Below are 23259 nucleotides of genomic sequence, written 5' to 3' on the forward strand. Positions count from 1 at the left end.
CACGTGGAACACGATGGGGGCGATGTGACGGCGGATGCCGCCGAGTCCGACGTTCCCGCTGCCCCCACTCGGACCGAGACGGTCGCCGGCCCGCGCCGGCGACGCCGGCTCGCGGTCGACCTGACCGCACTCGGAGTCATCGGCATCCTTCTGATCGGCGCCATCGGCGCGACCGGCGCCGTGCTCTACCGGCAGCTCTACAGCCCCACCGCGTTCGTCCTCGACTACCTGCACCTGCTCGCCGACGGTCGCGCGACCGATGCTCTCCTGCTCCCGGGCGTCTCGGCGTCGTCGAGCCAGCTCGCCGCGGCGAAGCTCCCCGCAGACGCGAGCGGCGCACTCCTGCGCGGCAGCGCCCTCACCCGTCTGACGGACATCGAGCCGGTCTCGGAGACGACGGATGCCGACGGCACGACCACCGTCACCGTCACCTACCGCGTCGGCGGCCACTCCGGCACGACGTCCTTCGACGTGGAACGCGACGACGACGGCGCGCTCCTCCCCCGCTGGCGCTTCGCGGAGAGTCCCCTCGCCGTCATCGAGCTCGAGGTGCGCGGCTCGATGCAGTTCGACGTGAACGGCTTCTCGATCGACAAGCGCCAGGTCTCACCCGACGGCGCCGACGCCGACCCGCTGGAACCGATTCCGCTGCTCGCCTTCTCACCCGGGCTGTACTCGATCACGGTCGACACCGCGGCGACGTCGAGTCCCGGGGTCGCGGTCCTCTCCGACACCCCTCTCGCCGAGATCCCCGTGTCGTTTCAGGCCGAACCGACCGACAAGTTCCTCGGGGTCGTGCAGCAGGAGGTGGACGACTTCCTCGCGCAGTGCGCGACACAGAAGGTCCTGCAGCCGACCGGGTGCCCCTTCGGGTACTACGTGCGCAACCGCATCGTCGAGCCGCCGACGTGGAAGATCGAAGAGAACCCCGTCGTGACGCTCGAGCCCGACGGCGCCGGCTGGGCGATCACGCGCACCCAGGCGGTCGCGAAGATCGACGTGCAGATCCGGTCGATCTTTGACGGTTCCGTCTACGACGTGGAGGAGCTCGTCCCGTTCTTCCTCACCGGCAAGATCACGATCCTCCCCGACGGGACGGCGTCGATCGCGGTCTCAGCCGCGGACTGACCGGGCTCAGCGCGCCGCTTCCCGCCGGGCATCCCGTTCGTCGCGCTCGGCGATCGCCGCGAGGCGGGCGTTGTAGGCCTCGAGCTCGGCATCCCCGGACCGGTCGGCGTGGCGGTCGGTGCTGCGCTGGCGCCGCTCGTCGGACCGGCTCCACTGCACCGCGACGACGATCGCCAGGATGAGGGTCGGGATCTCGCCGATCGACCAGGCGATGCCGCCGCCCGTGTACTGGTCCGCGAGCGGGTCGAGGCCCCAGGTGCGCCCCATGGACCCGAACCATTCCGCGACGAAGAGTCCCGACGCCATCATGATCGCGATGCCGAAGAAGGCGTGCATCGCCATGATGCCGATGAGTGTGAGCAGACGGCCGGCGTGGGGCAGGCGGTAGGGAACCGGGTCTATGCCCGCGAGCGACAGCACGAAGAGGTACCCGACCGTCAGGAAGTGCACGACCATCCACTCGTGCCCGAGGTGCTCGTACAGCGTCCACCGGAACAGGTCCGTGTAGTAGAAGGCCCACAGCGACACGATGAACAGCGCCGCGGCCACGAGCGGGTGCGTGATGACCTTGGCGTACGGGCTGTGGACCGCCCAGAGGATCCACTCGCGGCCGCCGCGCGTCCCGTCGTCGCGCTTGCGGATGGCGCGCGACGCCAGCGTGACGGGCGCACCGAACACCAGGCACATCGGGATCGCCATCGACAGCAGCATGTGCGCCGTCATGTGCATGCTGAACAGGTAGTCCTGGTAGGCGTTCACCGGACCGCACGTGACGTAGACCAGAAGCAGCAGACCCGCGACCCAGAGGACCGTGCGTCCCAGTGGCCAGGTGTCGCCACGGCGACGGAGACGACGCACACCCGCGAGGTAGAAGAACAGACCGAACCCGGCGGCGAAGGCCCAGACGAGGTCGACGTCCCACGTCGTGAAGAACCGACCGACGGTGAGCTCCGGTGGCAGGGGCGAACCCGTCAGCACTTCGGCCGGGGTCTGGTCGAGCGGCAGCGTGGTGTCGACGGGCGGGGGCGTGAGCGAGAGGGCGACGGCGGCGCCGGAGGCGATGCCCATGAAGACGATCTCGAGGACGACGAGCGTCCAGAAGCGCGCGGCGACGGCCGTATCGCGGATGCCGGCGATCAACCGGCGGCGGTAGAACGCCCCCAGCACCCCCATCGCCAGGAGGGCGATGACCTTCACCATCAAGAGGGCGCCGTACGCCGAGAAGAGGTTCTCGAACGACAGGATGCCGACGGTCGCCCGGGCGATGCCCGACAGGGTCACGACGACGAAGGCGGCGAGGGCGATGCTCGAATAGCGCTGCAGGACTGTGGCGAGGCGGTCGCTCGAGAAGAGCGGACGCAGGAGCAGGAGCATCATCAGACCGCCGAGCCAGGCCGCGGCGGCGATGATGTGCAGGGCGAGCGAGGTCACCGCGATGTTGTGATTCGCTTCGCTGCCGGTGTGGCCGGCCGTGGCCATCGGCACCATGGACGCGATCGCGAGCAGGGCCACGAGCAGGGTCGCCAGCCAGCCGCGGACGGCGAACGCCAGGACGGTGAGCACGGCGCCGGCGACCGTCGTCATCAGCCAGGCCCGCCCCGGGTCGGTGTCGACGAGGAAGCGGCCGAGCTGCTCGCCGAACGCTGCATCGGCACTCGGGGTGGCGCCGAGGACCTTCAGGAACGTCAGATATCCGGTGAGAGCGCTCGCGACGGTGAGGATCGCCGCGCCGGCAGAAGCGGCATCCAGGGCGAAGTCGAACTCCTTCGACCCCGCGACGAGCGAGAAGAGCGCCAGGACGAGGGACCCCACGAGGAGCGCCGCCGACAGGTTGACCGTCAGCTCGGCGACCGGGAGCAGCCAGCGGACGACGGGGCCGGGGTCGCCGATCACGAGGGGCGCAGCGCCGCCGCCGTAGGCCAGCCCCAGCAGGAGCGCGATAAGACCTGCGCCCGCGAGGATCGCCGGCCCGGCGAAGCGGAGAGCGCGCGGATTCACCCTGCAAGCCTACGCGCGGGCAGGTGGGGGAACGCCGAAGGGGGATGCCTCTCGGCATCCCCCTTCGTACGACTGCAGCGTCTTACTTGACGGCAGCCTTCAGCTTCGAGCCGGCGCTGACCTTGACGCGCTTGCCGGCGGGGATGTTGATCTCGGCACCCGTCTGCGGGTTGCGGCCGGTGCGAGCGGACGTCTCGACCTGCTCGAACGCGATCCAGCCCGGGATCGAGACCTTCTCGCCCTTGGCGACAGCCTCGGACACGGACGCGAACAGGCCGTCGACGACGCGCGAGACGGTGGCCTGGCTCTCGCCGGTGGCGCTGGCGATGCTGGCGACGAGTTCGGTCTTGGTGATGGCCATGGTGCTCCTCCAGACGGCGGATCGCCGTCTTCAGTTACTCGGACCGACGGGGTGACCGCCGGCTGGTCGTTGCGACCGGTCCCGAATATACCCACGGACCGCGGAATTCCGCGGATTTTGAGTCATCTGCGGCTCAATTGGCCGGCGTGTCGCGTGGCAGGTGTGACTTTTGAGGCGAATGTGGCCGTTTCGGCCGGATTCCGCGGAATTCCGCGGAGGGGGTTGCTTTTCGGGACCGATGTGCGCTCAGCGTCGCCCGCGGGCGAATTCGTCGGCGGCGTCGCAAGCGAGCTGCGCGGATGCCGGGCCGCCGTGCCCCTCCTCTTCGACGATCTGCAGCCGGCTCCCGGGCCACGCCTCGTGCAGCCGCCACGGCGTGACCACCGGTCCGCTGACGTCGCGCCGGCCGTGGATGAGGACGCCCGGGATGCCGGCCAGTCGGTCCATGCGCTCGAGGACCGGCACGTCGAGGAAGCAGTCCTGCGACCAGTAGTGCGTCACGAGGGTGGCGAAGTTCTCGCGCATCCGCGGGTCCTCGTGCAGCGGCCCGGGCTCGGCCCACGGTGAGAGGGCGATGTGGGCGGATTCCCACGCGTCCCACGCGTCCGCCGCTCGGGTGCGGACGCCTGGGTCGGGGTCGCGCAGCATGCGGGCGTAGGCGTCGACGACGCGCTCGCCCTCGGGCACGAGGTCGCCGAGGCGGGCACGAGCCTCGGGGAAGATACGTCCGACCCCGTCGGTGATCCACTCGATCTCGTCGCGGGCCCCGGCGGTGACGGCGAGAAGGATGATCTCGCTCACCCGCTCGGGGTGCGCCTGCGCGTACGCCAGGGCGAGGGTCGACCCCCACGAGACGCCGTATACGAGCCACTGCTCGACGCCGAGATGTTCGCGGAGCGCCTCGATGTCGGCGATGAGCGCGGGGGTCGTGTTGTCGTCGAGGTGCGCGAGGTCGTCGATAGCCCAGGGTGTGCTCGCGCCGCATCCGCGCTGGTCGAGACCGACGATGCGGTAGCGCTCCGGGTCGAACACGCGCCGGTAGCCGCCCTTGCCGAGGCCGCCCCCCGGACCGCCGTGCAGGTACAACGCGCCGCGGCCGGTGTCGGAGCCCGAGACCTCCCAGCGCAGGCGGGCACCGTCCGCGCGGTCCAGCATTCCGGAGGCGTGGGGTTCGATCGGAGGATGCACGTCGCGCACGCTACCAGGGGCGCGGCTCGCGGGTGGGGCGGCCATAACCGCGGAGATCCGGCGCGATGCGGGCTCTCATTCGGCTCACGGACCGGACGGGGGATGGATCTCCGCGGTCGGTGCCGCGGCATCCGCCTCAGATGCGACGCAGCGCGGCGACGACGTCGTCCTCCCAGCGGCGGGCAGCCGGAAGCGCGCCCACATAAAGGGGAGTGTCGTGCGTCACGCCGAGGTAGCGGGTCGCGCTCGCATCGACGCCGGCGTCGCGAAGCTTCGCCGCATAGGTCGCGCCGTCGCGGCGGAGCGGGTCGTACTCGGCCGTCAGCACCACCGCGGGCGGAAGCCCGGCGTGCGAGGCGGCGCGCATGGGCGACGCGTACTGCTCGCGTGCCCGTGACCGGTCGCCGAGGTAGGTGCTCGCGACGGAGCGCAATTCGCGCAGTGCGATGAACGCGGGGACCCACAGCGCGTACGTCGCACGCAGGTCGATCCACCGGCCGGTCAGGTCGGTGACCGGCACCTCGAGGATCTGAAGCGTCGCTTGAGGTGTGCCGCGGTCGCGGTTGAGGAGGGTGAGGGATGCCGCGAGGCATCCGCCCGCCGAGGCACCGTTCAGGCCGATCCGGGCCGGGTCGATCCCGAGCTCCTCAGCGTGCGCGTGCAGCCACGTCCACGCGGCGTGCACCTGCTCGATCTGCGTTGGGTAGCGCTGCTCGGGCGCGAGTGAGTACCCGACGGTGATGAGCACGACACCGGACCGGTCGGCGCGACGGCGACACGAGGCATCCGCTGTCGGATAGTCGATGCCGCCGATGCGGAACGCCCCGCCGCCGATCACGAGGCAGGCGGGCGCCGGGGTCGGGGCAGAGGAGGGGCGGTAGACGCGGATGCGGACGTCCGGGTACCCCTCGACCGGCACGGTGACGTCGGTGGTCTCCATGTCGGGGCCGGGGGTGCCAGCCGTGCGCAGCTCCATGCGGTCCCAGTTGAGCGCGGCGCGACGGTGCCGCTCGCGCGGCGTGAGCGGCACCGTCTTCTTGGCCGAAGCGGATGCCGGCGCTGCTTGTGCCGGCGTCCGGAACCGCGCCGTCAGGTCGGTCCACGCCTTCTTCGCGAGGTACCGGCGGTGCGTGCGCAGGCGCTCGCGGAAGAACGGATCCAGCGGCATGGTGCTCCCTCCGATCTCTCGAGCGTAGCCCCCGGTCGAGGCGGGTGACGGCATCGGGGACGACCCGACCCCGTCCGGCTGGGTGGCTTCGACGTGCCCTGTGAGTGTGGGCGCCGCGACGATCATCATGCTCGCCGAATTGCGGAAACGCGACCGGCAAGATCGAGACGAGAACGGCCCCTCTGACGCCCGCCGACAGTAGCTTTCGGGAGACCGTTGTGGCGAGCCCGTGTCAGCGCGGTCGCCTCTCTGTCGAGATCGATCGTGCGCGGCGGGGAGGGTGGCGGGCCGGCTCGGGTGACGGCCGGCCCGCCGGGAGGTGGTTCAGGCGGTGCCGAAGGGGTTGTCGATGACGTACCGCCATCCGTGGTTCTCGTCGTAGGTGGCGACGTCGGCAGTCGTCCCGGTGAGGTTGACGCTGGACCCGTCGGGGCCGGTGCCCTCGATGGTCCACGCGGCGATCGCGAGCCCGGTGTTTCCGGACTGGAAGACGCGGTGAACGGTCATGGTGATGGGCAGGTTGAGCGAGAGGAACTGCTCGAGCGCGCTGCGGACGTCCTCGGGGCCGGTGACGGGCCGGCCGGGTGCGGGCACGAACACGGCGTCGGGCACGTTGAGTGCCATGAGTCCGTCGATGTCGCGTGCGTTGAAGCGTTCCGCGAAAGCGGTGTTCAGCTGGTCGAGGGAGTGGACCTGGGACGTGGACATGAGAGTCCTCCTTCTGTAGGGGTCGGGCGTTTCCCGGCCTATGGAGAAGGACGATGGATCGTCGAGGATGTGACAGGGCGCTCACTCGGGCGAGGTTCGACCGGCGTCGAGGGCCTTTCGGGCGCGGGATATGCGCTGGCGCGCGGCCGCGGGACTGATCCCGAGCTGCTGGGCGATGTCGGTTGCGGCGAGACCGTCGACTGCGCTCAGCAACAGTGGCCGGCGCAGCTCATCGGGGAGCCGTTCGATCGCGCGCAGCGCCGCCGCGAGACGTTCGCTGGTTTCAACGGCGCTCTCCACGTCGTCTGAGGCTTCGAGCTGTTCGCACATCACCTCGCCGAGCGTTTCCTTGCGGGTGCGGTGCATATCGATCGCGGTGGTGCGAGCGATGACGTCAAGCCACGCACACATCGGTCCGGCATCCGTGGAATGCAGTGCCGGCAGCGAGCGCCAGGCGCGTAACGCGACGGTCTGGGCGGCGTCGTCGGCGTCGTCGACCGGCACCCCGAGGGAAACGCTGCGGCGGCGGAGGCGGTGTGGATCATCGCGGAGCATCGCCGCGAGCCGTGCCGACGCGACCTGAACGGTGTCGGGCGGAGTCGCCGGTTGCTCTTCGGGAACGACGGTCATGGTGGCCTATGCGACCTCGATGCCTCGGGACGTTTCCAGTCGCCTGACGATGACCTCCGCCACACGCGCGCGCTGGTCCGGGGTGAGCGCCTGTTCGTTGACGGCGTCGCTGATCCATAGGCCGTCTGCGGCGAGGAGCGCCATCCACTCGGCGTCTGCCTCTGGGGTGGTGCCGAGGGTGTCGCGCTGGGGCGTCCACCTTGAGAGCACGGCACCCCAGGGCGCGAAGTGATCCGTGCCGTGGCTGTTGATGAGCATCTGAAGTTCCGCGCGACTTGCGGCGTTCGCGGTCACTCGGACGTATGCGATCAAGCGCTCCCGGGGTGTGGCGTCGGAGGCGGGTTTGCCGCATGTCTCGACGAGCTGTCGTTCCCATGTAGAAGCGAGGTGCTCGTGCAGGGCAGCGATCAGCTCGTCGCGCGACCGGAAGTGATAGATGATCCCGCCGCGGGTGAGATCGGCTGCCGCCGCCACCGAATCGAAGGTGACAGCGGTGATGCCGTCCGATTCGATGACCGCGACAGCGGCGTCGAGGATCGACGTTCTATTGCTCGGCCTCAACGTCGTCTCCGTTCTGAGTCAGTGATTCTCGGCGTACTGCATGGCTTCGGTCCCGCGACCGTACGCGCGAAGCAGCACATTCGTGATGATGGCGCCGAGGGCCAGCGCCACGCCGAGCACGATCAACGTTACGAGGTACGCCTGATCGAACGCGGTCGCAGCCGCGTCGATGATGGCCTGGTCACCGCCGGCGACGCCGAGCGCGTCGGACAGGCTCTCCCTCGCCAAGCCGGGTGCGCCCGCGGGAAGGTTCACGACGGCGGCGTAGACGAAGGTCAGGAGGCTTCCCAGCAGCGCCACCGCTGAGAGAGAACCGAACTCGTACGACACTTCCTCGACCGAGGCGGCCATTCCCGCCTTCCGGGGTTCCGCGTTGCCCATGATCGCTGCCGACGCGACGGAGAACGCGGCCCCGAGACCCAGACCGGTGACGATGAATCCGACCACGAGAAGCAGGAACGTGTCCGCGGTGATCGCGGCGATCGACACCCCCACCCCGACGGCACCGAGCGCCAGGCCACCGGAGATGAGCCCTCGAAGCCCGAGCACGTGCAGGAACGCACCACCGAGGAGCGCGGACGGGAGGGAACCGACCGCGATCGCTGCGACGAGCAATCCGGCCTGCAACGGGGTGAAGCCCTCGATCAGCTGGAAGCGTTGCGTTGTGATCAATTGCGCGCCGGCGATGGTGAACATCGCGAACGCTGCAGCGAGCACTCCCCCGGTGAAGGCCTTGTTGCGGAAGATCGAGAACTCCAGCAGGGGCTCGTCCAAGCGGTGCTGTCGACGCACGAAGAGCGTGAACCCGACCACGGCAGCGAGGGCAGCGACCGCGATGAGGACCCAGTTCTGGGGGACATGCGCGAGCTCTTTGATGAACAGGACTGTACCGACCAGCCCGATCATCGCCAGCAGCGAGGACAAGAGGTCCCACTTCTTGCTGCGGTCGGGATCGTTGTGCGGGCTGATGATGAGCGTCGCGATGAATGCTGCGATCACGACAGGCACGTTGATGAGGAACACCGATCCCCACCAGAATCGCTCGAGCAAGCTGCCACCGACGATCGGCCCGAGCGCTGCGCCGACAACCGACAGGCTGCCCCAGATCGCGATGGCGAGGTTGCGCTCACGAGCGTCGTCGAACGACAAGCGGATGAGGGCCAGCGTGGCGGGCATCATCGAAGCCGCACCCACCGCAAGCACTGCACGTGCAGCGATCAACGATTCCGGTGTGGGCGAGAACGCCGCCCACACCGAAGCGCCACCGAAGATCGCGAGGCCGATGAGGAACATCCGACGATGCCCGACGCGATCGCCGAGCGTCCCCGCACCGAGGAGCAGACCCGCCATCACCACTGGGTACGCGTTGATGATCCACAACGACGCCGATCCGGTTGCGCCGAGCTCCTCCGTCAGCGTCGGCAGAGCCGTGTACAGAATCGAGTTGTCCAGTGTGATCAGCAGCAGGCCTGCGCCAACCGTCACCAGAAGCGTCCATCGACGCGTCGGGCTCATCTTTCCCATGCGAAACCTTCCGTTCGTAACTATACTATCATGTTTGTATAGTTAAGGACGTCTGTTGCAGGAGGGGCGAGACGGGCTACCGAGAAGCGGACGACGCTTGAGCGGGCCCACCCGCAGCCCCACCCGCGCGTGAACGACCGCCGATGCAGATGCGCTCCGCCTCAAAGTCGCCTACGGGATCTCGGCTCTGGCACGCGTTCTGGTGCGGTCGCCTCGATGAGGAAGGCCGCTCCCTGAGAACGATCGAGGATGCCCGCCGAAACGGTCGCATTCGACGAAGTGGGTGATCAGGCGGACGACGTGCTGAGCTTAGGGTCGGAGCGTGTTCGTCTATCGCCCCACGCTCGCCTGGCGTTTCGCCAACTCTGCCGGCGCATCGACATTTCTGTTCTTCGGCGGCAGCGCACTGGCATGGTCTGTGGCAGAGGGAGACGTGCCGGTCGCCGCCCTCGCTTCGGGGGTCATCGTCCTCGGCTTCGTGTGGTTGGTGCGTGTCTTTCGCGTCCGCGTGATCGTCGACGACGCTGAAGTCCAGTTGCGCAATCTCTTCCGTGCGTTGCGGATCCCCCGGGAACAGATAACGGAGGTCGACCAGGATCCGCGCACGGCGAGGCTCGAGTGGTCGATTCCAGGTAGAAGAACGAGAACCGCGACCATAAGCGCGGTTGCGGTGGGAACCAGCTACTTACTGCCAGCCTCAACGCTCGACGTCCCTCGCCAGTTCCTGGTCCGCCTGGACAGATGGGTCAGGTCGCGAGAACGTTGAGGGTGGCGGGCAGAGGAAACCTCATCACTCATCTATCGAGCAGCGAGCCGTGTCGTCGTCGATCGACCAATCCCCGTCCGTGTTCCATCGCCACACGCCAAGTGAGACGTCATCCGACTCGACCTGGATGCTCGAGTGGAACGATGCTCCGATATGGATCGACGACCACGCTCCTTCCGGGCGATGAAAGTTCACAACGGAACCCGCGGACGCGGCCTCGAGCTCATCGAGGGGTCTGAGGTCACTGTCTTCGTTGTCCTCGCCCGTCGAAACGGCCACCCAGTCGTTCGCCTCGGCTACGCATGTGACGTAGTCGATCGACCCGTCGAAGTTCACGCGGATGGCAGACGGGTGCACTGCCTGGCACCCCGTGAACGCGACGACTCCGATGGTGCATATCCCGGTGAACCAGGGTCGAACGGTCCGCATGGCGCGACGATACCGCTCCATTCCCCGGTGGTCGGATGACGTCGTCGAATCGTTGCCTGCCGCGCCGACTGATCGACCGCCCAAATCTCTGGGAACGCATCGACTGCCTCGCCGATGATCTCGATCGGCCGTTGCGCTGAAGCCCAGCTGCGTATCAGGGCGGTCAGCTCCTCGCGACGTGTCGGCTCGTAGAAGCCTCGGAGCGTCACGTGGCCGGTGTACGGATGCGGCAGCCCCACCAGAGCCAGGGCGGCGTTCTGCTCCGACACGAATCGGTCCGCCACACCGGAAGCTGGGCGGAGCACGAGGTACTGCCCTCCGTCGGGAGACTCGAGCTGTTCAGGAGTATTCATGAACGGTCGGCGCATGCGGTGACCCTACTCGCGAGCCGTGTGCCACTGAGGGGTTGTTACATGCATCGACGACCATCCGCGGCCGAGGCTCAGGGTTCGTCGGCGTCGGTGCGGGCCTCTTCGGGTGCAGGGGCAATGAAGACTCGAGCTCTGGCGGAGAGGGATTCATCGGCCCCGGCGAACTCGTCGCCGTCCGCGACGAGGTACAACGACAAGTTCTCAGCGCCCTCCCCCAGCTTCGCTCCGAGCCACAAATAGCCTTGATCGACGATCTGGGCAGGCTCCGTGTAGGCAACGGAGCCGACTCCGGGAGAATCACCGCGAGCGCGACACTGGCTCCTGCGATACTGACCGCGTCCGTGGCCGGAACGCCCCCGGAAACGACGAAGCCCCCGTCCGGAGACGGGGGCTTCGTGCGGAAGTGGTGCTTACCAGCTCGACTTGGTCACGCCGGGCAGCTCGCCACGGTGCGCCATCTCACGGAAGCGGACACGCGAGATGCCGAACTTCGACAGGTGGCCGCGGGGGCGTCCGTCGATGGCGTCGCGGTTGCGCAAGCGGACCGGCGACGCGTTGCGGGGAAGCTTCTGCAGGCCGACGCGGGCGGCCTCGCGGGCCTCGTCGGTCGCGTTCGGGTCCACGAGGGTCTTTTTCAGCTCGGCACGCTTCTCGGCGTAGCGGGCGACGATGACCTCGCGCTGGTTGTTGCGCGCGATCTTGCTCTTCTTCGCCATGCGATCAGCGCTCCTCTCGGAATTCGACGTGCTTGCGGATCACCGGGTCGTACTTCTTGAGCACGATGCGGTCGGGGTTGTTGCGGCGGTTCTTGCGCGTCACGTAGGTGTACCCCGTGCCGGCGGTCGAACGCAGCTTGATGATCGGACGGACGTCCTGAGCCTTCTTCGCCATTAGAGCTTCACACCCTTCGCGAGGAGGTCCTTCACGACCGACTCGATGCCGCGGGCGTCGATGACCTTGATGCCCTTAGCCGAGACGTTCAGCGTGATCTTGCGACCAAGCGAAGGAACGAAATAGGTCTTCTTCTGCACGTTCGGGTCGAAGCGGCGCTTCGTCCGGCGGTGCGAGTGCGAGATGTTGTGACCGAAGCCGGGAACAGCTCCAGTCACCTGGCACACTGCTGCCATAGTGATTCTCCTTAGTACCGTGACACCGGACGGTGCCACCCAAGATCCCTTGTCTGCACCCCGCTCCCGGACACGGCTGTAGGGCCGTCTTCTGAGGGTGGGATGCGAACTGCGTGCTGGAGTGCGCGCAGACGAGGAGTCAGTCTAGCACGGCCGGGCGTGTCGACTTGACTCAGGCGGATGCCGCAGCCACGGCCTCGTCGTACGTCGCCTCCGGGTCGTCCATCAGTCGCGCGGTCACGGCGGCGTGGGCGCGCGTGTACGGGCCACCCGTCGCGAGTGCCCAGTCGACCTGCGGACGCGCCGGCTCGCCCAGCGTCGCGAAGGCCTCGCTCAGACTGCGCCGGGTGTCGTCCTCGCCGCGGGCGAACTGCGTCGCCAGGGTCGTCGCGAGAGCGGATGCCTCGGCTGCCGGCACGTGCCGTGCTGCCGTGCGCCAGGCCACGCGAGCGACCGCGTCGTCGGCATCCTTCAACAGGTCTGCGGTGATCGCCGGCCACACGCGCGGACCGCCGATCTTCGACATCGTGTGCAGCGCCTGCGCCCGGATCTGCGCCCCGCGCGAGCCGAGTTCGACGAGGAGCCGGTCGATGACCTCATCGGCGTCGTGTCGGGTCAACGCCCAGGTCAGCATCTCGCGCACGAGGAACTGCGGCTCGATGCGGCACTGCGCCACGAGCACCGGGATGTACTCCGAGCGCGGGTGGGTGCCCGCCGTCATCGCGGCCTGCACGCGCGCGGACGGGTCGAGCGACGCGAGGGCGGCCTCGAGCCGGTCTGCAGCGGTGGTCTCGGTCATGGGTCACCTCACGGGGTCGAGGGGGATGCGGCATCCCACCCTCACTGGAACACGCCGAGGTGGGCAGGTGTTCCCGGGCGTCGGTTCCCGAGGAGATGACGCGTCGCGAGGAGCATTCGGCGCCGATCACTCCTCGACAGGCGGCATCTCCTCGCGAAGCCGCACCGCGGCCTCGCTCGCACCGCGACCCCAGCGGAACGCCGACACCGTCGGGTCACCCGGGATCCAGAAGCGCCACGGGAACGCGTCGGTCCCGGCGATCCCTGCGACACCGACGCGCGGTCCCGTCGCGATCTCGGCCAGCGGCTCGGCGCGCAGGAACAGCCGCGCGCTCGCGCCGGCCTGCTCCTCCCCCGTGACCGCGTCGATGCCGTCGTGCACGGGATGCCGCAGCCCCACCGCATCGCCGAGTCGCCCGGGTCCGCGGGCCAGGTCGCGCGCGGTGCGCGCCGCGGGCCGGCGGGCGTGCGCGGCATCCGCTCCGTCGACGACCTCTCCGCCGCGCAGCAGGATTCCGCCCGCGACCCCCTCGGGCCCGCACACGACATTGACGCACGAATGGATGCCGTGACTCAGGTACACGTACAGATGGCCGGGTTCGCCCCACATCGTCGCGTTGCGGGCGGTCGGCCCCATTCGGGCGTGCGAACCGGGGTCGGCCTGCGGTCCGGTCCCGCGGCCGTGGTACGCCTCCACCTCCGTGATCCGCAGAGCGACGAAGCCGGTCGCGGTCGTCACGTGCAGCTCACCGTCGAGCAGGGTCGGCGCGACGTCGGCCGGGAGTCCCGCCAGGGCTTCGCGCGTCGCGGCGACGAGAGCGGTCACAGCGAGGGGGCCTTCCGGCACCAGGCGACGTCGAACCCCTCCATGACGGTGACCTGCGTCCCGTCGAGGGCGTAGATGCGCGTCTCGAGCGTGGTCGGCAGCGGCAGCGTGTAGCCGTCGTACGGGTTGTCGACCACGTTCGGTGCGATGACGAGGGCGGCGTAACGGCCGCTCGGCGACACGCACGTCTGGAGGAGCCCGTCGGCGGGATCGACCTTCGCGACCACGCTCGTCTTGCCGTCGGCATCCACCCGCATGATGTTCGTGCCGAGCGGGTTCAGCCCGTCGAACGGGGTGAGGGCGCGGAGGGTCGACCCGTCGGACATCGCCAGGACGGAGCCGGTCTGACCGAGCTCACCCGCCGTCGGGGGGAGCGGGTTCTCCTTCGCCGAGGCGAGGTCGACGATTGCCGGTCCGTCGACGCGCTCGATGTAGGCCGTCGTCCCGGCGATGTCGTCGATCCCGATCGCATTGCCGAGCTCCACGGGAGGCGCCCCCGCCGACGACACGAGGCTGAGCGCACCGTCGAAGGTGAGCATGAGGATCGTGTCGGTCCCGGGGACGAACCGCCAATCCTCGACCCGCTTGTCGGCCCCGGTCACCGAGATCTCGGCGGGCCCCGCGCCCGGGTCCGCGGTCGAGCCCGTGAAGAGCAGGCTCTCGCGTCCCCCGGATGCCGAGATGTCGGCATCCGTGAAGGTGTAACCGATCGTGTTGCCGCGTTCTGCGCTCTGCAGGTTCGTCACGACGCCCTCGCCAGGCAGGGCGAGCTCCTGCGGGTGGGAGCCGTCGGTGCGCGTGACGATGAGGTGCGACACCCCGTCTTCGAGGGTGGATACGACGAGGTGCGCGGCCGTCGCGCGGAAGTCCTCGATGTGCTCGTGCTCGAACACGGGCTCCGTGTTGCCGTCGAGGTCTACGCGGTAGATCTTGTCGCCGCCCTCGCTGCGCTGCAGGACGTACGAGTGCAGCTTCGGCGTGGCGAACGACTCCTCGACGGTCGAGGCCGGGCCGCCCCCGAGACCCGCCAGCCGGTCGATGCGGATCGTGTACGTCGTCTCGTCCCAGAGCGGATCCGTGAAGCGGATGCCGACGCTCCGCCCCGAGGTGTCGACGCTGAACGGCGCCGTCGGCGTGATGGTGACCTGTGCGGCATCCACCTTCTGCAGCGACTGCGTCGTCTCGAAGATCACGCGGGAACCGGGGGAACCCACTGCGGCGGTCGCGTCGGCCTGGACCGAGGTCACCCGAGGACCCTGCAGGGTCGTGATGACACCCGCGGCGAGCGCCACGAGCGCGAGGACCGCGACGACCGCGATCACACGCACCGAGAACCCGCGGGCCTGCCGACGCTGGCGCTGAGCGCGCCGGCTGTCAGAACTCATACGGGTCCTTGGGCTCGTCGATCTGCTCGACGGAGGCCGCCGTCACCTGCAGCTGACCGTCGACGTCGCGGATGGTCCCCGTCACGGTCACCCACTGGCCCTTGCGGGGGATGTCGTCGGTGGCGACCGGCAGGCTCGCCGGCTGCGCGTCGATGACGCAGTGGGTGATGATGAGCCGGGTCAGGGCGAAGCCCTGCTGGCCGGGAGCGACGAAGCCGGTCAGCGAGATCTCGGTGCCGTCGAACACCTCGGGGTCGGTCGCCGTCGCGAACACGCTCGCCCAGTCGCCGATGCCGAACGAGGCGGTGTCGCCCGTGATGGCGAGTGCGACCGTGTCGGCGCCTTGGAACAGCGGTGCCGAGCCGGTGGTGCGGGATGCCGCGAGCTCCGCCGACAGCGTGGCCGGCGGGACGACCAGCATCGTTCCCGCGAGGCCGAGCGCGAGCGCCCCTCCCGCAACCGTCACCGCGGTGCCGACGACCTGGCGGGGCGTTCGCGGCGCGTGATCGTGGTGATCGTGGGGGTCGTGGTCGGCGGCGGGCGCGTCGCCGTGGTCGTGCCCGTGGTCCTCCGCCGCGCCGAGCGGCAGCACGAAGCTGATCGCGCACCCGACGAGCGCGAGGGCAGCCATCGAGACCGCGAACCACGACGACTCGGGGTTGATGTAGAGCCCGAGACGGCCGGTCACCGCGAGGGCGATCGTCAGGGCGGAGATCAATGCGACCGCGCCGACACCCAGCATCCGGAACCACACGGTGTCACGCAAGGAGGTTCACCGCCCCTCCGATCGCGGCCGCCGCGAGGACGACCGCGGCGACCAGGACGCCGAGGACCCGGGTGCGGAAGGTGGTGCGCAGGAGCGCGAGCATCTTCACGTCGACGAGGGGACCCACGAGGAGGAATGCGACGATGGCGCCCGGGGTGAACGTCGAGGCGAACGAGAGCGCGAAGAACGAGTCGACGTTGGAGCAGATCGACACGATCATCGCGAGCATCATCATCGCGGCGATCGAGAGGGCAGGGTTCGACCCGATCGACAGCAGCACATCGCGCGGCACGATGACCTGCACCGCACCCGCGACGGCGGAGCCGATGATGAGGGCGGGCATGACCGCACGCAGCTCGACGACGAACTGGGCGAGGCTGCGGCGGCCGCGATCGCCCGTGACACCCTGCTCCGCAAGGCACGCGTCGCGGAAGCGATCGGTGATGAGGGAGTCCTGATCGGGATGCCGGCTGTACAGCCACCCGATGACGTTGGCGATGAGGTACCCGCCGAGCAGGCGGGCGACGAGGATGCCGTCGTCGAACCCGAAGGCCTGGTGGGTCGTGATGATGACGATCGGGTTCACGATGGGCGCCGCGACCAGGAAGGTCAGCGTCTCGGCGACCGAGAACCCCCGCATCATGAGCCCGCGGGCGAAGGGGACGTTGCCGCACTCGCACACCGGGATCAGCATGCCCAGCAGCGACAGGACGGCCCGCCGCCCCCAGGGGTTCCGCGGCATCCAGCGTTCGATGACCCCCGGCGGCACCCACACCTGCACGACGATCGAGAGGATCACGCCGAGCATCACGAACGGCAGCGACTCGATGAGCACGCTGAGGGCGAGCGTCAGGCCGTCCTGCGCGCGAGTGGGGAGCTCGGGTGATGGGCTCCACAGCGCCACGCCGATGAGCGCCAGGACGCCGATGAACCCGAGCCCCAGCCAGAGCGCTCCGCGCGCAGCCGACCCCGGTGCGGGGGTCGACGACGTTCGGGATGCCGCGGGGCGGACCTCAGTCCGCACGAGCCTCGGGCCGGTCGTCGCCCCGCGCGATCCGTGCGCTGCACTCGGCGCACGTACCGAAGATGTCGACGACGTGCTCGGCGTCGGTGAAGCCGTTCGCCGCCGCCGTGCGCTTCGCCCAGGTCTCGACCTCGGTGGCCTCGATCTCGACGGCCTTGCCGCACACCCGGCAGATCAGGTGATGGTGATGTCCGGTACTGGCGCACGCGCGGTAGATCGCCTCGCCCTCGGGAGACTGCAGCTGGTCCGCCTCACCGCTGGCGGCGAGGGTCGCGAGAGCACGGTAGACGGTCGCGAGGCCGATCCCCGTGTTCTCGTCGCGGAGTGCGGCATGCAGATCCTGGGCGCTCACGAATCCCGGGGCGTCGGACAGCGCCGAGCGGACGCGCTCGCGCTGCCAGGTGTTGCGCTGGGCCATGCGCGGATTCTACGCTCGCGCCCTAGCGACGGGCTGGGTGCCTCGGGAGGCATCCGTCCGTTGCACCCGCCCCCGGCGGTCGCCGACGACGCGGCAGACGAGGTAGATGACGAACGAGATCGTCGTGATGTAGGGGCTCACCGGCAGGGTGCCGGCGACGGCGAGCAGGATGCCGCCGACTGCGGAGACGACGCCGAAGAGGGCCGCGAGCAGCGGGACCGCGACGGGCCCGTGCGCGATACGCGCCGCGGCGGCGGCCGGAGTCACGAGAAGGGCGAGGACGAGAAGTGCGCCGATGATGTGCACGGCCACGGCGACCGCCAGCCCCAGCAGCAGCATGAAGGCGAGCGAGATCAGCCCGGTCGGGACGCCGCGCGCCGCCGCGGACTGCGGATCGAGCGAGTCGAATCGCAGGGGACGCCAGATGAGCAGCAGCGCCACCAGTACGACGGCGGAGATGGCGATGAGCCATGTGAGCTGGTCCGACTGCACCGACACGATCTGCCCCGTCAGCAGGCTGAAGCGGTTGGCGCTCCGTCCGTCGTAGAGGGCGAGGAAGAGGATGCCGAGGCCCAGCCCGAAGGGCATGAGCACGCCGATGATCGAGTTGCGGTCCCGCGCCCGCGAGCCGAACCATCCGATGAGCGCCGCGGCGATCATCGACCCGACGATCGATCCGGTGACGACGTCGGCCCCGATCAGCAGCGCCGCGGCGGCGCCGGCGAACGACAGCTCGCTGATGCCGTGCACCGCGAACGCCATGTCGCGCTGCAGCACGAACACCCCGATGAGCCCGCCGACGAGGCCGAGGATCGCCCCTGCCCACACCGAGTTCTGCACAAGCGCGAGGATCTGACCGTAGACCGGCACACCGCCGAACATGGCGTTCGCGATGTCGTCCCAGTTCATGCGTGGTCCTCGTGATGGTGGTGGGATGCCTCGGCGTCGGGCGCCCCGACCACGACCAATCGGTCGCCGGCTCGCAGCACGAAGACCGGAGCGCCGTAGAGGTCGGTGAGGACGGGAGAGGTCAGCACGTCCTTCGGCTTGCCGAGGGTGAAGCGGCCGTTCGCGATGTAGAGGATCCGGTCGACCTTGCCGAGCAGCGGGTTGATGTCGTGGGTGACGAGCAGGACCGCGGCTCCGCTGCGCCGATGCTTATCGATGAGTCCGACGACCGCCTGCTGGTTGGCGAGGTCGAGGCTCGTCAGCGGCTCGTCGCACAGCAGCAGTCGCGGGTCGTCGGCGAGGGCCTGCCCCACGCGCAGTCGCTGCTGCTCGCCACCGGAGAGGATGCCGACGGGGCGATCGGCGAACTCCGTGGCGCCGATCTGGGTGATGAGCTCGTCGACCCGCTGACGGTCCTTCCGGCGAGGGATCGGGGGCCCGAACCGGTGGCCGTTGACCCCGAGCGCGACGAGATCGCGCCCCCGAAGAGCGGTGTCCCGTGGGAGCGGGCGGGTCTGCGGCAGGTAGCCGATCCCCCGGTTGCCCGCGCGGCGGACGCGCTTTCCGTCGACCTCGACGGACCCTTCGCTGAGGTCCTCGAGTCCGAGGATCGCACGCAGCAGCGTGGTCTTGCCGGAACCGCTGGGTCCGAGGACCGCGATGAGCTCGCCCGGCTCGACCGTCAGATCGAGACCGCTCCACAGTTCGCGACCGCCGCGCCGCAGTGCGGCACCCCGGATCTCGAGGGGGGCTGGTGCGTCCGGGGTCACCGGGTCAGCGTACCCGCCAGGTCGTCGATGTTCTTCTGCATCCATTCGACGTAGGTCAGACCCTCCGGGAGGATCTCGGTGAACTTCAGCACGGGGATGTCGTTCTTCTCGGCCAGCTTCGTCACCTCGGTGGTCTCGGCGCCGCCGGTCTGGGCATTGACGATGACGGTTCGGACCTCGCCGGAGTCGAGGATCTTCGTCGCTTCGAGCAGAGTGGCGGGCGGCACGTCCTGACCCTCTTCCACCGCTTCGCTGAACGCCTCGGGCGTTGCGTTCTCGAGCCCGGCCGCAGCCGTGAGGTACAGCGGTACGGGCTCGGTCACGAAGATCTTCTCGCCCGCGTGAGCGGCCGAGATCTTCTCGAGGGAGGTCTCGAGCCCTGCGATGCCGTCGATGAGCTTCTTGGCGTTGGCCTCGAAGGTGTCGGCCTTGGCGGCATCCAGTTCACCGAGTTCGTGGGCGATGTCCTCGACGACGTGCTCAACGGTGTGCGGGTCGTACCAGACGTGCTCGTTGAACCCCTCGATGTGATCATGACCCGCGTGATCACCCTCTTCGGCATGGTCGTGTCCGTCGCCCTCGGCGTGCTCGCCGTCGGAGTGTCCCTCATTGCCGGGGTAGTCGTGCGAGTACTCGACGGCCGTGATGACCGGAGCTTTCGTACCGCTCGCCTCGATGAGTCCGTCGAGGAACGCGTCGTACCCGGCGCCGTTCTCGATCACGAGGTCGGCTTGCGAGACCGTGAGCTGGTCTCGCGCGGACGCCTCGTACGAGTGCGGGTCCTGCGAGAGGGAGTCGATGATCGACGTGACCTCGACGTCGTCGCCGCCGATCGCCGCCGCGAGTGACCCGTAGACGTTCGTGGACGCGACGATCTTCAGGGTCGCGCTGTCGCTGGCAGAGGCGCCGGGGGTCGCGGTGGCGCAGCCGGCGAGAACGAGGACGGATCCGGCCGCGAGAGCGACGAGTGCGGGCACACGAGAGGTCATGACCGCGAGTCTACGTGCTGTTGATAACGGTTCTCAAACTCAAGCGTGGAATCCTCAGCGGACTCATCACCATCACTTCTTCGGGTCGTGGCCCCAGTTCATCAGCGAGTAGCGCCAATCCGTGTCCGTCACATCGCCTTTCGGACGCTGCGTCGAGTGCCGGGCGACGTAACCGTGGACCTTCTTCATGTGCGCGTAGTCCGCGTCCGTCAGCTCGTCCTTCTTCTTGCGGAGGATCTTCACGATCCGGCGCCCGGAGGCATGCCCGGTGGACTCTCCTCCCCCGGACTTCTGGCCCACCGCCTTCGACTCGTCCGTGTCGAGCCATTTCTCGATCTGAGCGGCCGTCATGTTGACCGCACCGTCGAAGTCCTTCGTGACCTGCTGCTGCTCGTCGGCATCCATTTGCCGAATGTGCCCGGCCTCGCCGACATCTTCCAAGGGGTTGCGCAAGAGGCGGATGGGCTTCTCACCCGGTGTTACTGTCATCGAAACCGGGCGGCACCTCCTCCCGGCACGCCCGAGGGGATTACGAGGATGACCGAGCAGTTGACCTTCATCGCCTACGCGAGCCGCGCGACCGAGCCCTTCGACCACGCGCGACTGGTCGAGCTCCTCACCGAGAGCCGGGCGAACAATTCGCGGGACGGCATCACGGGGATGCTCGTCTACACCGACCCCGAATTCATCCAGATCCTCGAAGGACCGGATGCCGCCGTCCGAGCGCTCCTGGAGCGCATCGGCCGCGATCCCCGTCACACGGACGTCCGCGTCCTGCTCGACGAGCAGGCGTCCGAACGCAAGTACTCGACGTGGTCCATGGGCTACGAGCCGACGACTCCCGGAGACGGATCCGGCGAGGCCGTGGCTGCGATCCAGACGGCGAGCGACGACGAGTCGACGCGCGAATCGGCTGACGCGCTCGGCGACTGGTTCCACGAGAAGGCCGGCACCGACCGCGCCTGAACCCTCAGTCGAGCAGGAGCGCCGGCTCCTCGAGCACCGACGCGACGTCGGCGATGAACCGGCTGATGCCGTCGCCGTCGATGACGCGGTGGTCGAACGACCCCGACACGGTCGTCACGAAGCGCGGGCGCACCTCGCCGTCGACGACCCACGGCTTCTGCCGGATCGTGCCCATCGCGATGATGCCGGACTCACCCGGATTGATGATCGGGGTCCCGGCATCCATCCCGAAGACGCCGATGTTCGTGATCGTGAACGTGCCGCCCTGCTGATCGGCCGGAGTCGTCTTGCCGTCGCGCGCCGTGGTGGTCAGCTTCTCGAGCGCACGCGCGAGGCCGCGCATGTTGAGGTCCTGCGCGTCCTTGATGTTCGGGACGAGCAGGCCGCGGGGGGTCGCTGCAGCGATGCCGAGGTTCACGTAGTGGCGCACGCGGATCTCGGCGCCGTTCTCGGTCTCGACCCACGCGGCGTTGATCATCGGCGTGCGGCGGAGCGCCCAGATGACGGCCCGCGAGAAGATCAGCAGCGGCGAGATCTTGACGTCGGCGAAGTCCGGCGAGGCCTTCAGCCGCTTGACCAGCTCCATTGTGCGGGTCGCGTCGACGTCGGTCCAGACCGACACGTGCGGCGCGGTGTACGCGCTCGAGGTCATCGCGTTGGCGGTCGCCTTGCGGACGCCCTTGACGGTGATCGCCTCTTCGCGCGCGTCCGCCGACGGCACGGCCGGAGCGGGCACGGATGCCGCCGGTGCCGCGACCGGGATCGAGAGCTCGCGCTCCTCGGGGATCGCCGGGGTCGCGATGTTGCGGAAGACCGACGCCTGGTCGGCGTGACGGACGACGTCCTCGCGGGTCACCTCGCCGGCGGTGCCGCTCGGCGACACGTCGGCCAGATCGACGCCGAGGTCGCGGGCGAGCTTGCGGATCGGGGGCTTCGCGACGACACCCACGGCACGGGTCACGGGCTTCTCGGCCGGCTTACGGCGACGCGACGTGACCTCGCCGCCGGTGCCGTAGCCGACGAGCACCGAGCCACCGGGCTCCTCGGCGGGCTTCTCACCGTGCTCGGAGCGGCCGATGTCGGCATCCGGCTGCCCCTCACCACCCGCGATCGTGATGATGGCCGCGCCGACCTCGACGGTCGTGCCCTCGGTGGCGAGGATGTCGCCGACCGTGCCGCTGAACGGCGACGGCAGCTCGACGAGCGACTTGGCCGTCTCGATCTCGACGAGGACGTCGTTGACGTCGACGGTGTCGCCGGGCGCCACACGCCACTGCACGATCTCGGCCTCGGTCAGTCCTTCGCCGACGTCCGGCAGGTGGAAGGTCTGCGTGCTCATGTCATCTCCATCCCCGCGAGACTGCAGCCGCGCGCCGAGACAGCCGGCTGACGCCGCAGTCTCGTCGCACACGTGCAGTCTCGCGGACGTGCGGGGGTCGCGGGTAGGGGGCCATAGCGGCGGTCAGTAGGCGAGGGCGCGGTCGACGGCCTCGAGGATGCGGTCCGCGTCGGGGAGGTACTGGCCCTCGAGCTTCGCGGGCGGGAACGGGACGTCGAAGCCCGACACACGAAGGACCGGCGCCTCGAGGGCGTAGAACGCGCGCTCCATGACGGTCGCGGCGACCTCGGAACCGACCGACACGTTGCCGGGCGCCTCCTGCGCGTAGACCATGCGGCCGGTGCGGCGGACGGACTCGAGGATCGGCTCGTAGTCGATCGGCGCGAGCGAGCGGATGTCGATGACCTCGCACGAGGTTCCCTCACCCTCCGCGAGCGCGGCCGCCTGCAGCAGGGTCGTGACCATGGCGCCGTGACCGACGAGGGTCACATCGGTGCCCTTGCGGACGACCCGCGACGCGTGCAGCGGCAGGGCCCGCTCGGCGACATCGACCTCGCCCTTCATCCAGTACTTCGCCTTGGGCTCGAGGAAGATCACCGGGTCGGGCGAGGCGATCGCGTCCTGGATCATCCAGTACGCGTCGTTCGGCGTCGACGGCGAGACCACCCGCAGGCCAGGGGTGTGCGCGAAGTACGCCTCGGGGCTCTCCTGGTGGTGCTCGACGGCGCCGATGTGCCCGCCGTAGGGGATGCGGATGACGACGGGGAAGTTCGCGTTCCCCTCGTGCCGGTTCGTGAGCTTGGCGAGCTGCGTCGTGATCTGGTCGAACGCGGGGAAGACGAACCCGTCGAACTGGATCTCGATCACGGGCCGGAACCCGGCCATCGTCAAGCCGATCGCGGTGCCGACGATGCCCGATTCCGCCAGCGGGGTGTCGAGGACGCGCTGCGAGCCGAACTCGGCGTGCAGGCCCTCGGTCACGCGGAACACGCCGCCGAGCGGTCCGATGTCCTCGCCCATCAGCAGAACGTGGTCGTCCGCGGTCATCGCCGCACGAAGGCCCGCGTTCAG

General features: G+C 69.0%; 27 protein-coding genes. 3 read left to right on the top strand and 24 right to left on the bottom strand.

Annotated elements, in window-relative coordinates; translation table 11 throughout:
• Nucleotides 1-3 precede the first annotated feature (3 nt).
• A complete protein-coding gene (locus tag ABCU91_RS02025; RefSeq protein ID WP_413354592.1) occupies nt 4-1128 on the top strand; it encodes a hypothetical protein in 1125 nt (374 codons plus the stop codon).
• A 6-nt stretch (nt 1129-1134) separates the two neighbouring features.
• Here the strand turns inward: ABCU91_RS02025 and ABCU91_RS02030 are convergent, their stop codons facing one another.
• The 8 genes from ABCU91_RS02030 to ABCU91_RS02065 form a co-directional block, all read right to left on the bottom strand.
• Entirely contained in the window at nt 1135-3126 is a 1992-nt protein-coding gene (locus ABCU91_RS02030) for a cytochrome c oxidase assembly protein (protein ID WP_413354593.1), read from the bottom strand.
• Between the two features lie 82 nt (nt 3127-3208).
• Complete coding sequence (locus tag ABCU91_RS02035) at nt 3209-3487, bottom strand: HU family DNA-binding protein (RefSeq protein WP_018187642.1); 279 nt, start codon at nt 3485-3487, stop codon at nt 3209-3211.
• Between the two features lie 246 nt (nt 3488-3733).
• The gene (gene pip, locus ABCU91_RS02040) at nt 3734-4684 is read right to left on the bottom strand and encodes a prolyl aminopeptidase (protein ID WP_413354594.1); all 951 of its coding nucleotides are present in this window, start codon (nt 4682-4684) and stop codon (nt 3734-3736) included.
• 127 nt (nt 4685-4811) lie between these two features.
• Nucleotides 4812-5843 (bottom strand): alpha/beta hydrolase, encoded by a 1032-nt coding sequence (locus ABCU91_RS02045; protein WP_413354595.1) that lies wholly within the window; start codon nt 5841-5843, stop codon nt 4812-4814.
• A gap of 324 nt (nt 5844-6167) precedes the next feature.
• Nucleotides 6168-6551, bottom strand: a complete 384-nt coding sequence (locus ABCU91_RS02050; RefSeq protein WP_413354596.1) for a YybH family protein — start codon at nt 6549-6551, stop codon at nt 6168-6170.
• Between the two features lie 81 nt (nt 6552-6632).
• On the bottom strand, nt 6633-7181 hold the full coding sequence (locus ABCU91_RS02055; protein ID WP_413354597.1) for an RNA polymerase sigma factor: 549 nt from the start codon (nt 7179-7181) through the stop codon (nt 6633-6635).
• 6 nt (nt 7182-7187) lie between these two features.
• Nucleotides 7188-7742, bottom strand: a complete 555-nt coding sequence (locus tag ABCU91_RS02060; RefSeq protein ID WP_413354598.1) for a TetR/AcrR family transcriptional regulator — start codon at nt 7740-7742, stop codon at nt 7188-7190.
• 18 nt (nt 7743-7760) lie between these two features.
• The gene (locus ABCU91_RS02065) at nt 7761-9266 is read right to left on the bottom strand and encodes an MFS transporter (protein WP_413354599.1); all 1506 of its coding nucleotides are present in this window, start codon (nt 9264-9266) and stop codon (nt 7761-7763) included.
• Nucleotides 9267-9588: 322 nt separating this feature from the next.
• Here ABCU91_RS02065 and ABCU91_RS02070 point away from each other — a divergent pair, with 322 nt between their 5' ends.
• Nucleotides 9589-10032, top strand: coding sequence for a PH domain-containing protein (locus tag ABCU91_RS02070; protein WP_413354600.1), 444 nt, complete (start codon nt 9589-9591; stop codon nt 10030-10032).
• Between the two features lie 332 nt (nt 10033-10364).
• Here ABCU91_RS02070 and ABCU91_RS02075 read toward each other — a convergent pair whose 3' ends face one another.
• The 14 genes from ABCU91_RS02075 to ABCU91_RS02140 form a co-directional block, all read right to left on the bottom strand.
• Nucleotides 10365-10829, bottom strand: coding sequence for a hypothetical protein (locus tag ABCU91_RS02075; RefSeq protein ID WP_413354601.1), 465 nt, complete (start codon nt 10827-10829; stop codon nt 10365-10367).
• A 413-nt stretch (nt 10830-11242) separates the two neighbouring features.
• Complete coding sequence (gene rpsN / locus ABCU91_RS02080; protein WP_018187657.1) at nt 11243-11548, bottom strand: 30S ribosomal protein S14; 306 nt, start codon at nt 11546-11548, stop codon at nt 11243-11245.
• A gap of 4 nt (nt 11549-11552) precedes the next feature.
• Nucleotides 11553-11723: a 50S ribosomal protein L33 gene (gene rpmG, locus ABCU91_RS02085; RefSeq protein WP_005051772.1), complete on the bottom strand. Its 171-nt coding sequence runs from the start codon at nt 11721-11723 to the stop codon at nt 11553-11555.
• On the bottom strand, nt 11723-11959 hold the full coding sequence (gene rpmB, locus ABCU91_RS02090; RefSeq protein ID WP_018187658.1) for a 50S ribosomal protein L28: 237 nt from the start codon (nt 11957-11959) through the stop codon (nt 11723-11725). Before rpmB ends, rpmG begins: the two co-directional genes overlap by 1 nt.
• A gap of 172 nt (nt 11960-12131) precedes the next feature.
• Nucleotides 12132-12758 (bottom strand): HEAT repeat domain-containing protein, encoded by a 627-nt coding sequence (locus ABCU91_RS02095; RefSeq protein ID WP_413354602.1) that lies wholly within the window; start codon nt 12756-12758, stop codon nt 12132-12134.
• 126 nt (nt 12759-12884) lie between these two features.
• Nucleotides 12885-13583 carry a DNA-3-methyladenine glycosylase gene (locus tag ABCU91_RS02100; protein WP_413354603.1) on the bottom strand — a complete coding sequence of 233 codons (699 nt, stop codon included), beginning with the start codon at nt 13581-13583 and terminating at the stop codon, nt 12885-12887.
• Complete coding sequence (locus ABCU91_RS02105) at nt 13580-14968, bottom strand: hypothetical protein (protein WP_413354604.1); 1389 nt, start codon at nt 14966-14968, stop codon at nt 13580-13582. The genes ABCU91_RS02100 and ABCU91_RS02105 overlap by 4 nt, the downstream gene beginning before the upstream one ends.
• On the bottom strand, nt 14958-15722 hold the full coding sequence (locus ABCU91_RS02110) for a TIGR03943 family putative permease subunit (protein ID WP_413355359.1): 765 nt from the start codon (nt 15720-15722) through the stop codon (nt 14958-14960). Before ABCU91_RS02110 ends, ABCU91_RS02105 begins: the two co-directional genes overlap by 11 nt.
• 4 nt (nt 15723-15726) lie before the next feature.
• Complete coding sequence (locus ABCU91_RS02115) at nt 15727-16758, bottom strand: permease (RefSeq protein WP_413354605.1); 1032 nt, start codon at nt 16756-16758, stop codon at nt 15727-15729.
• Nucleotides 16748-17176 (bottom strand): Fur family transcriptional regulator, encoded by a 429-nt coding sequence (locus ABCU91_RS02120; protein WP_091357646.1) that lies wholly within the window; start codon nt 17174-17176, stop codon nt 16748-16750. The genes ABCU91_RS02115 and ABCU91_RS02120 overlap by 11 nt, the downstream gene beginning before the upstream one ends.
• Nucleotides 17177-17185: 9 nt before the next feature.
• Complete coding sequence (locus ABCU91_RS02125) at nt 17186-18085, bottom strand: metal ABC transporter permease (RefSeq protein WP_413354606.1); 900 nt, start codon at nt 18083-18085, stop codon at nt 17186-17188.
• Nucleotides 18082-18939 carry a metal ABC transporter ATP-binding protein gene (locus ABCU91_RS02130; protein WP_373457699.1) on the bottom strand — a complete coding sequence of 286 codons (858 nt, stop codon included), beginning with the start codon at nt 18937-18939 and terminating at the stop codon, nt 18082-18084. Before ABCU91_RS02130 ends, ABCU91_RS02125 begins: the two co-directional genes overlap by 4 nt.
• The gene (locus tag ABCU91_RS02135; protein WP_413354607.1) at nt 18891-19883 is read right to left on the bottom strand and encodes a metal ABC transporter solute-binding protein, Zn/Mn family; all 993 of its coding nucleotides are present in this window, start codon (nt 19881-19883) and stop codon (nt 18891-18893) included. The genes ABCU91_RS02130 and ABCU91_RS02135 overlap by 49 nt, the downstream gene beginning before the upstream one ends.
• A 72-nt stretch (nt 19884-19955) precedes the next feature.
• Nucleotides 19956-20288, bottom strand: coding sequence for a DUF3140 domain-containing protein (locus tag ABCU91_RS02140; RefSeq protein WP_413354608.1), 333 nt, complete (start codon nt 20286-20288; stop codon nt 19956-19958).
• Nucleotides 20289-20420: 132 nt separating this feature from the next.
• On the opposite strand from ABCU91_RS02140, the gene ABCU91_RS02145 reads away from it, so the two are divergent.
• On the top strand, nt 20421-20849 hold the full coding sequence (locus ABCU91_RS02145; RefSeq protein WP_413354609.1) for a BLUF domain-containing protein: 429 nt from the start codon (nt 20421-20423) through the stop codon (nt 20847-20849).
• Between the two features lie 4 nt (nt 20850-20853).
• Here the strand turns inward: ABCU91_RS02145 and ABCU91_RS02150 are convergent, their stop codons facing one another.
• Nucleotides 20854-22188 (bottom strand): dihydrolipoamide acetyltransferase family protein, encoded by a 1335-nt coding sequence (locus ABCU91_RS02150; protein WP_413354610.1) that lies wholly within the window; start codon nt 22186-22188, stop codon nt 20854-20856.
• A gap of 123 nt (nt 22189-22311) precedes the next feature.
• Complete coding sequence (locus ABCU91_RS02155; RefSeq protein ID WP_413355360.1) at nt 22312-23235, bottom strand: alpha-ketoacid dehydrogenase subunit beta; 924 nt, start codon at nt 23233-23235, stop codon at nt 22312-22314.
• Nucleotides 23236-23259: the final 24 nt, after the last annotated feature.

Origin of the sequence: Microbacterium phoenicis (assembly GCF_047302325.1) — a bacterium.
Lineage (GTDB): Bacteria > Actinomycetota > Actinomycetes > Actinomycetales > Microbacteriaceae > Microbacterium.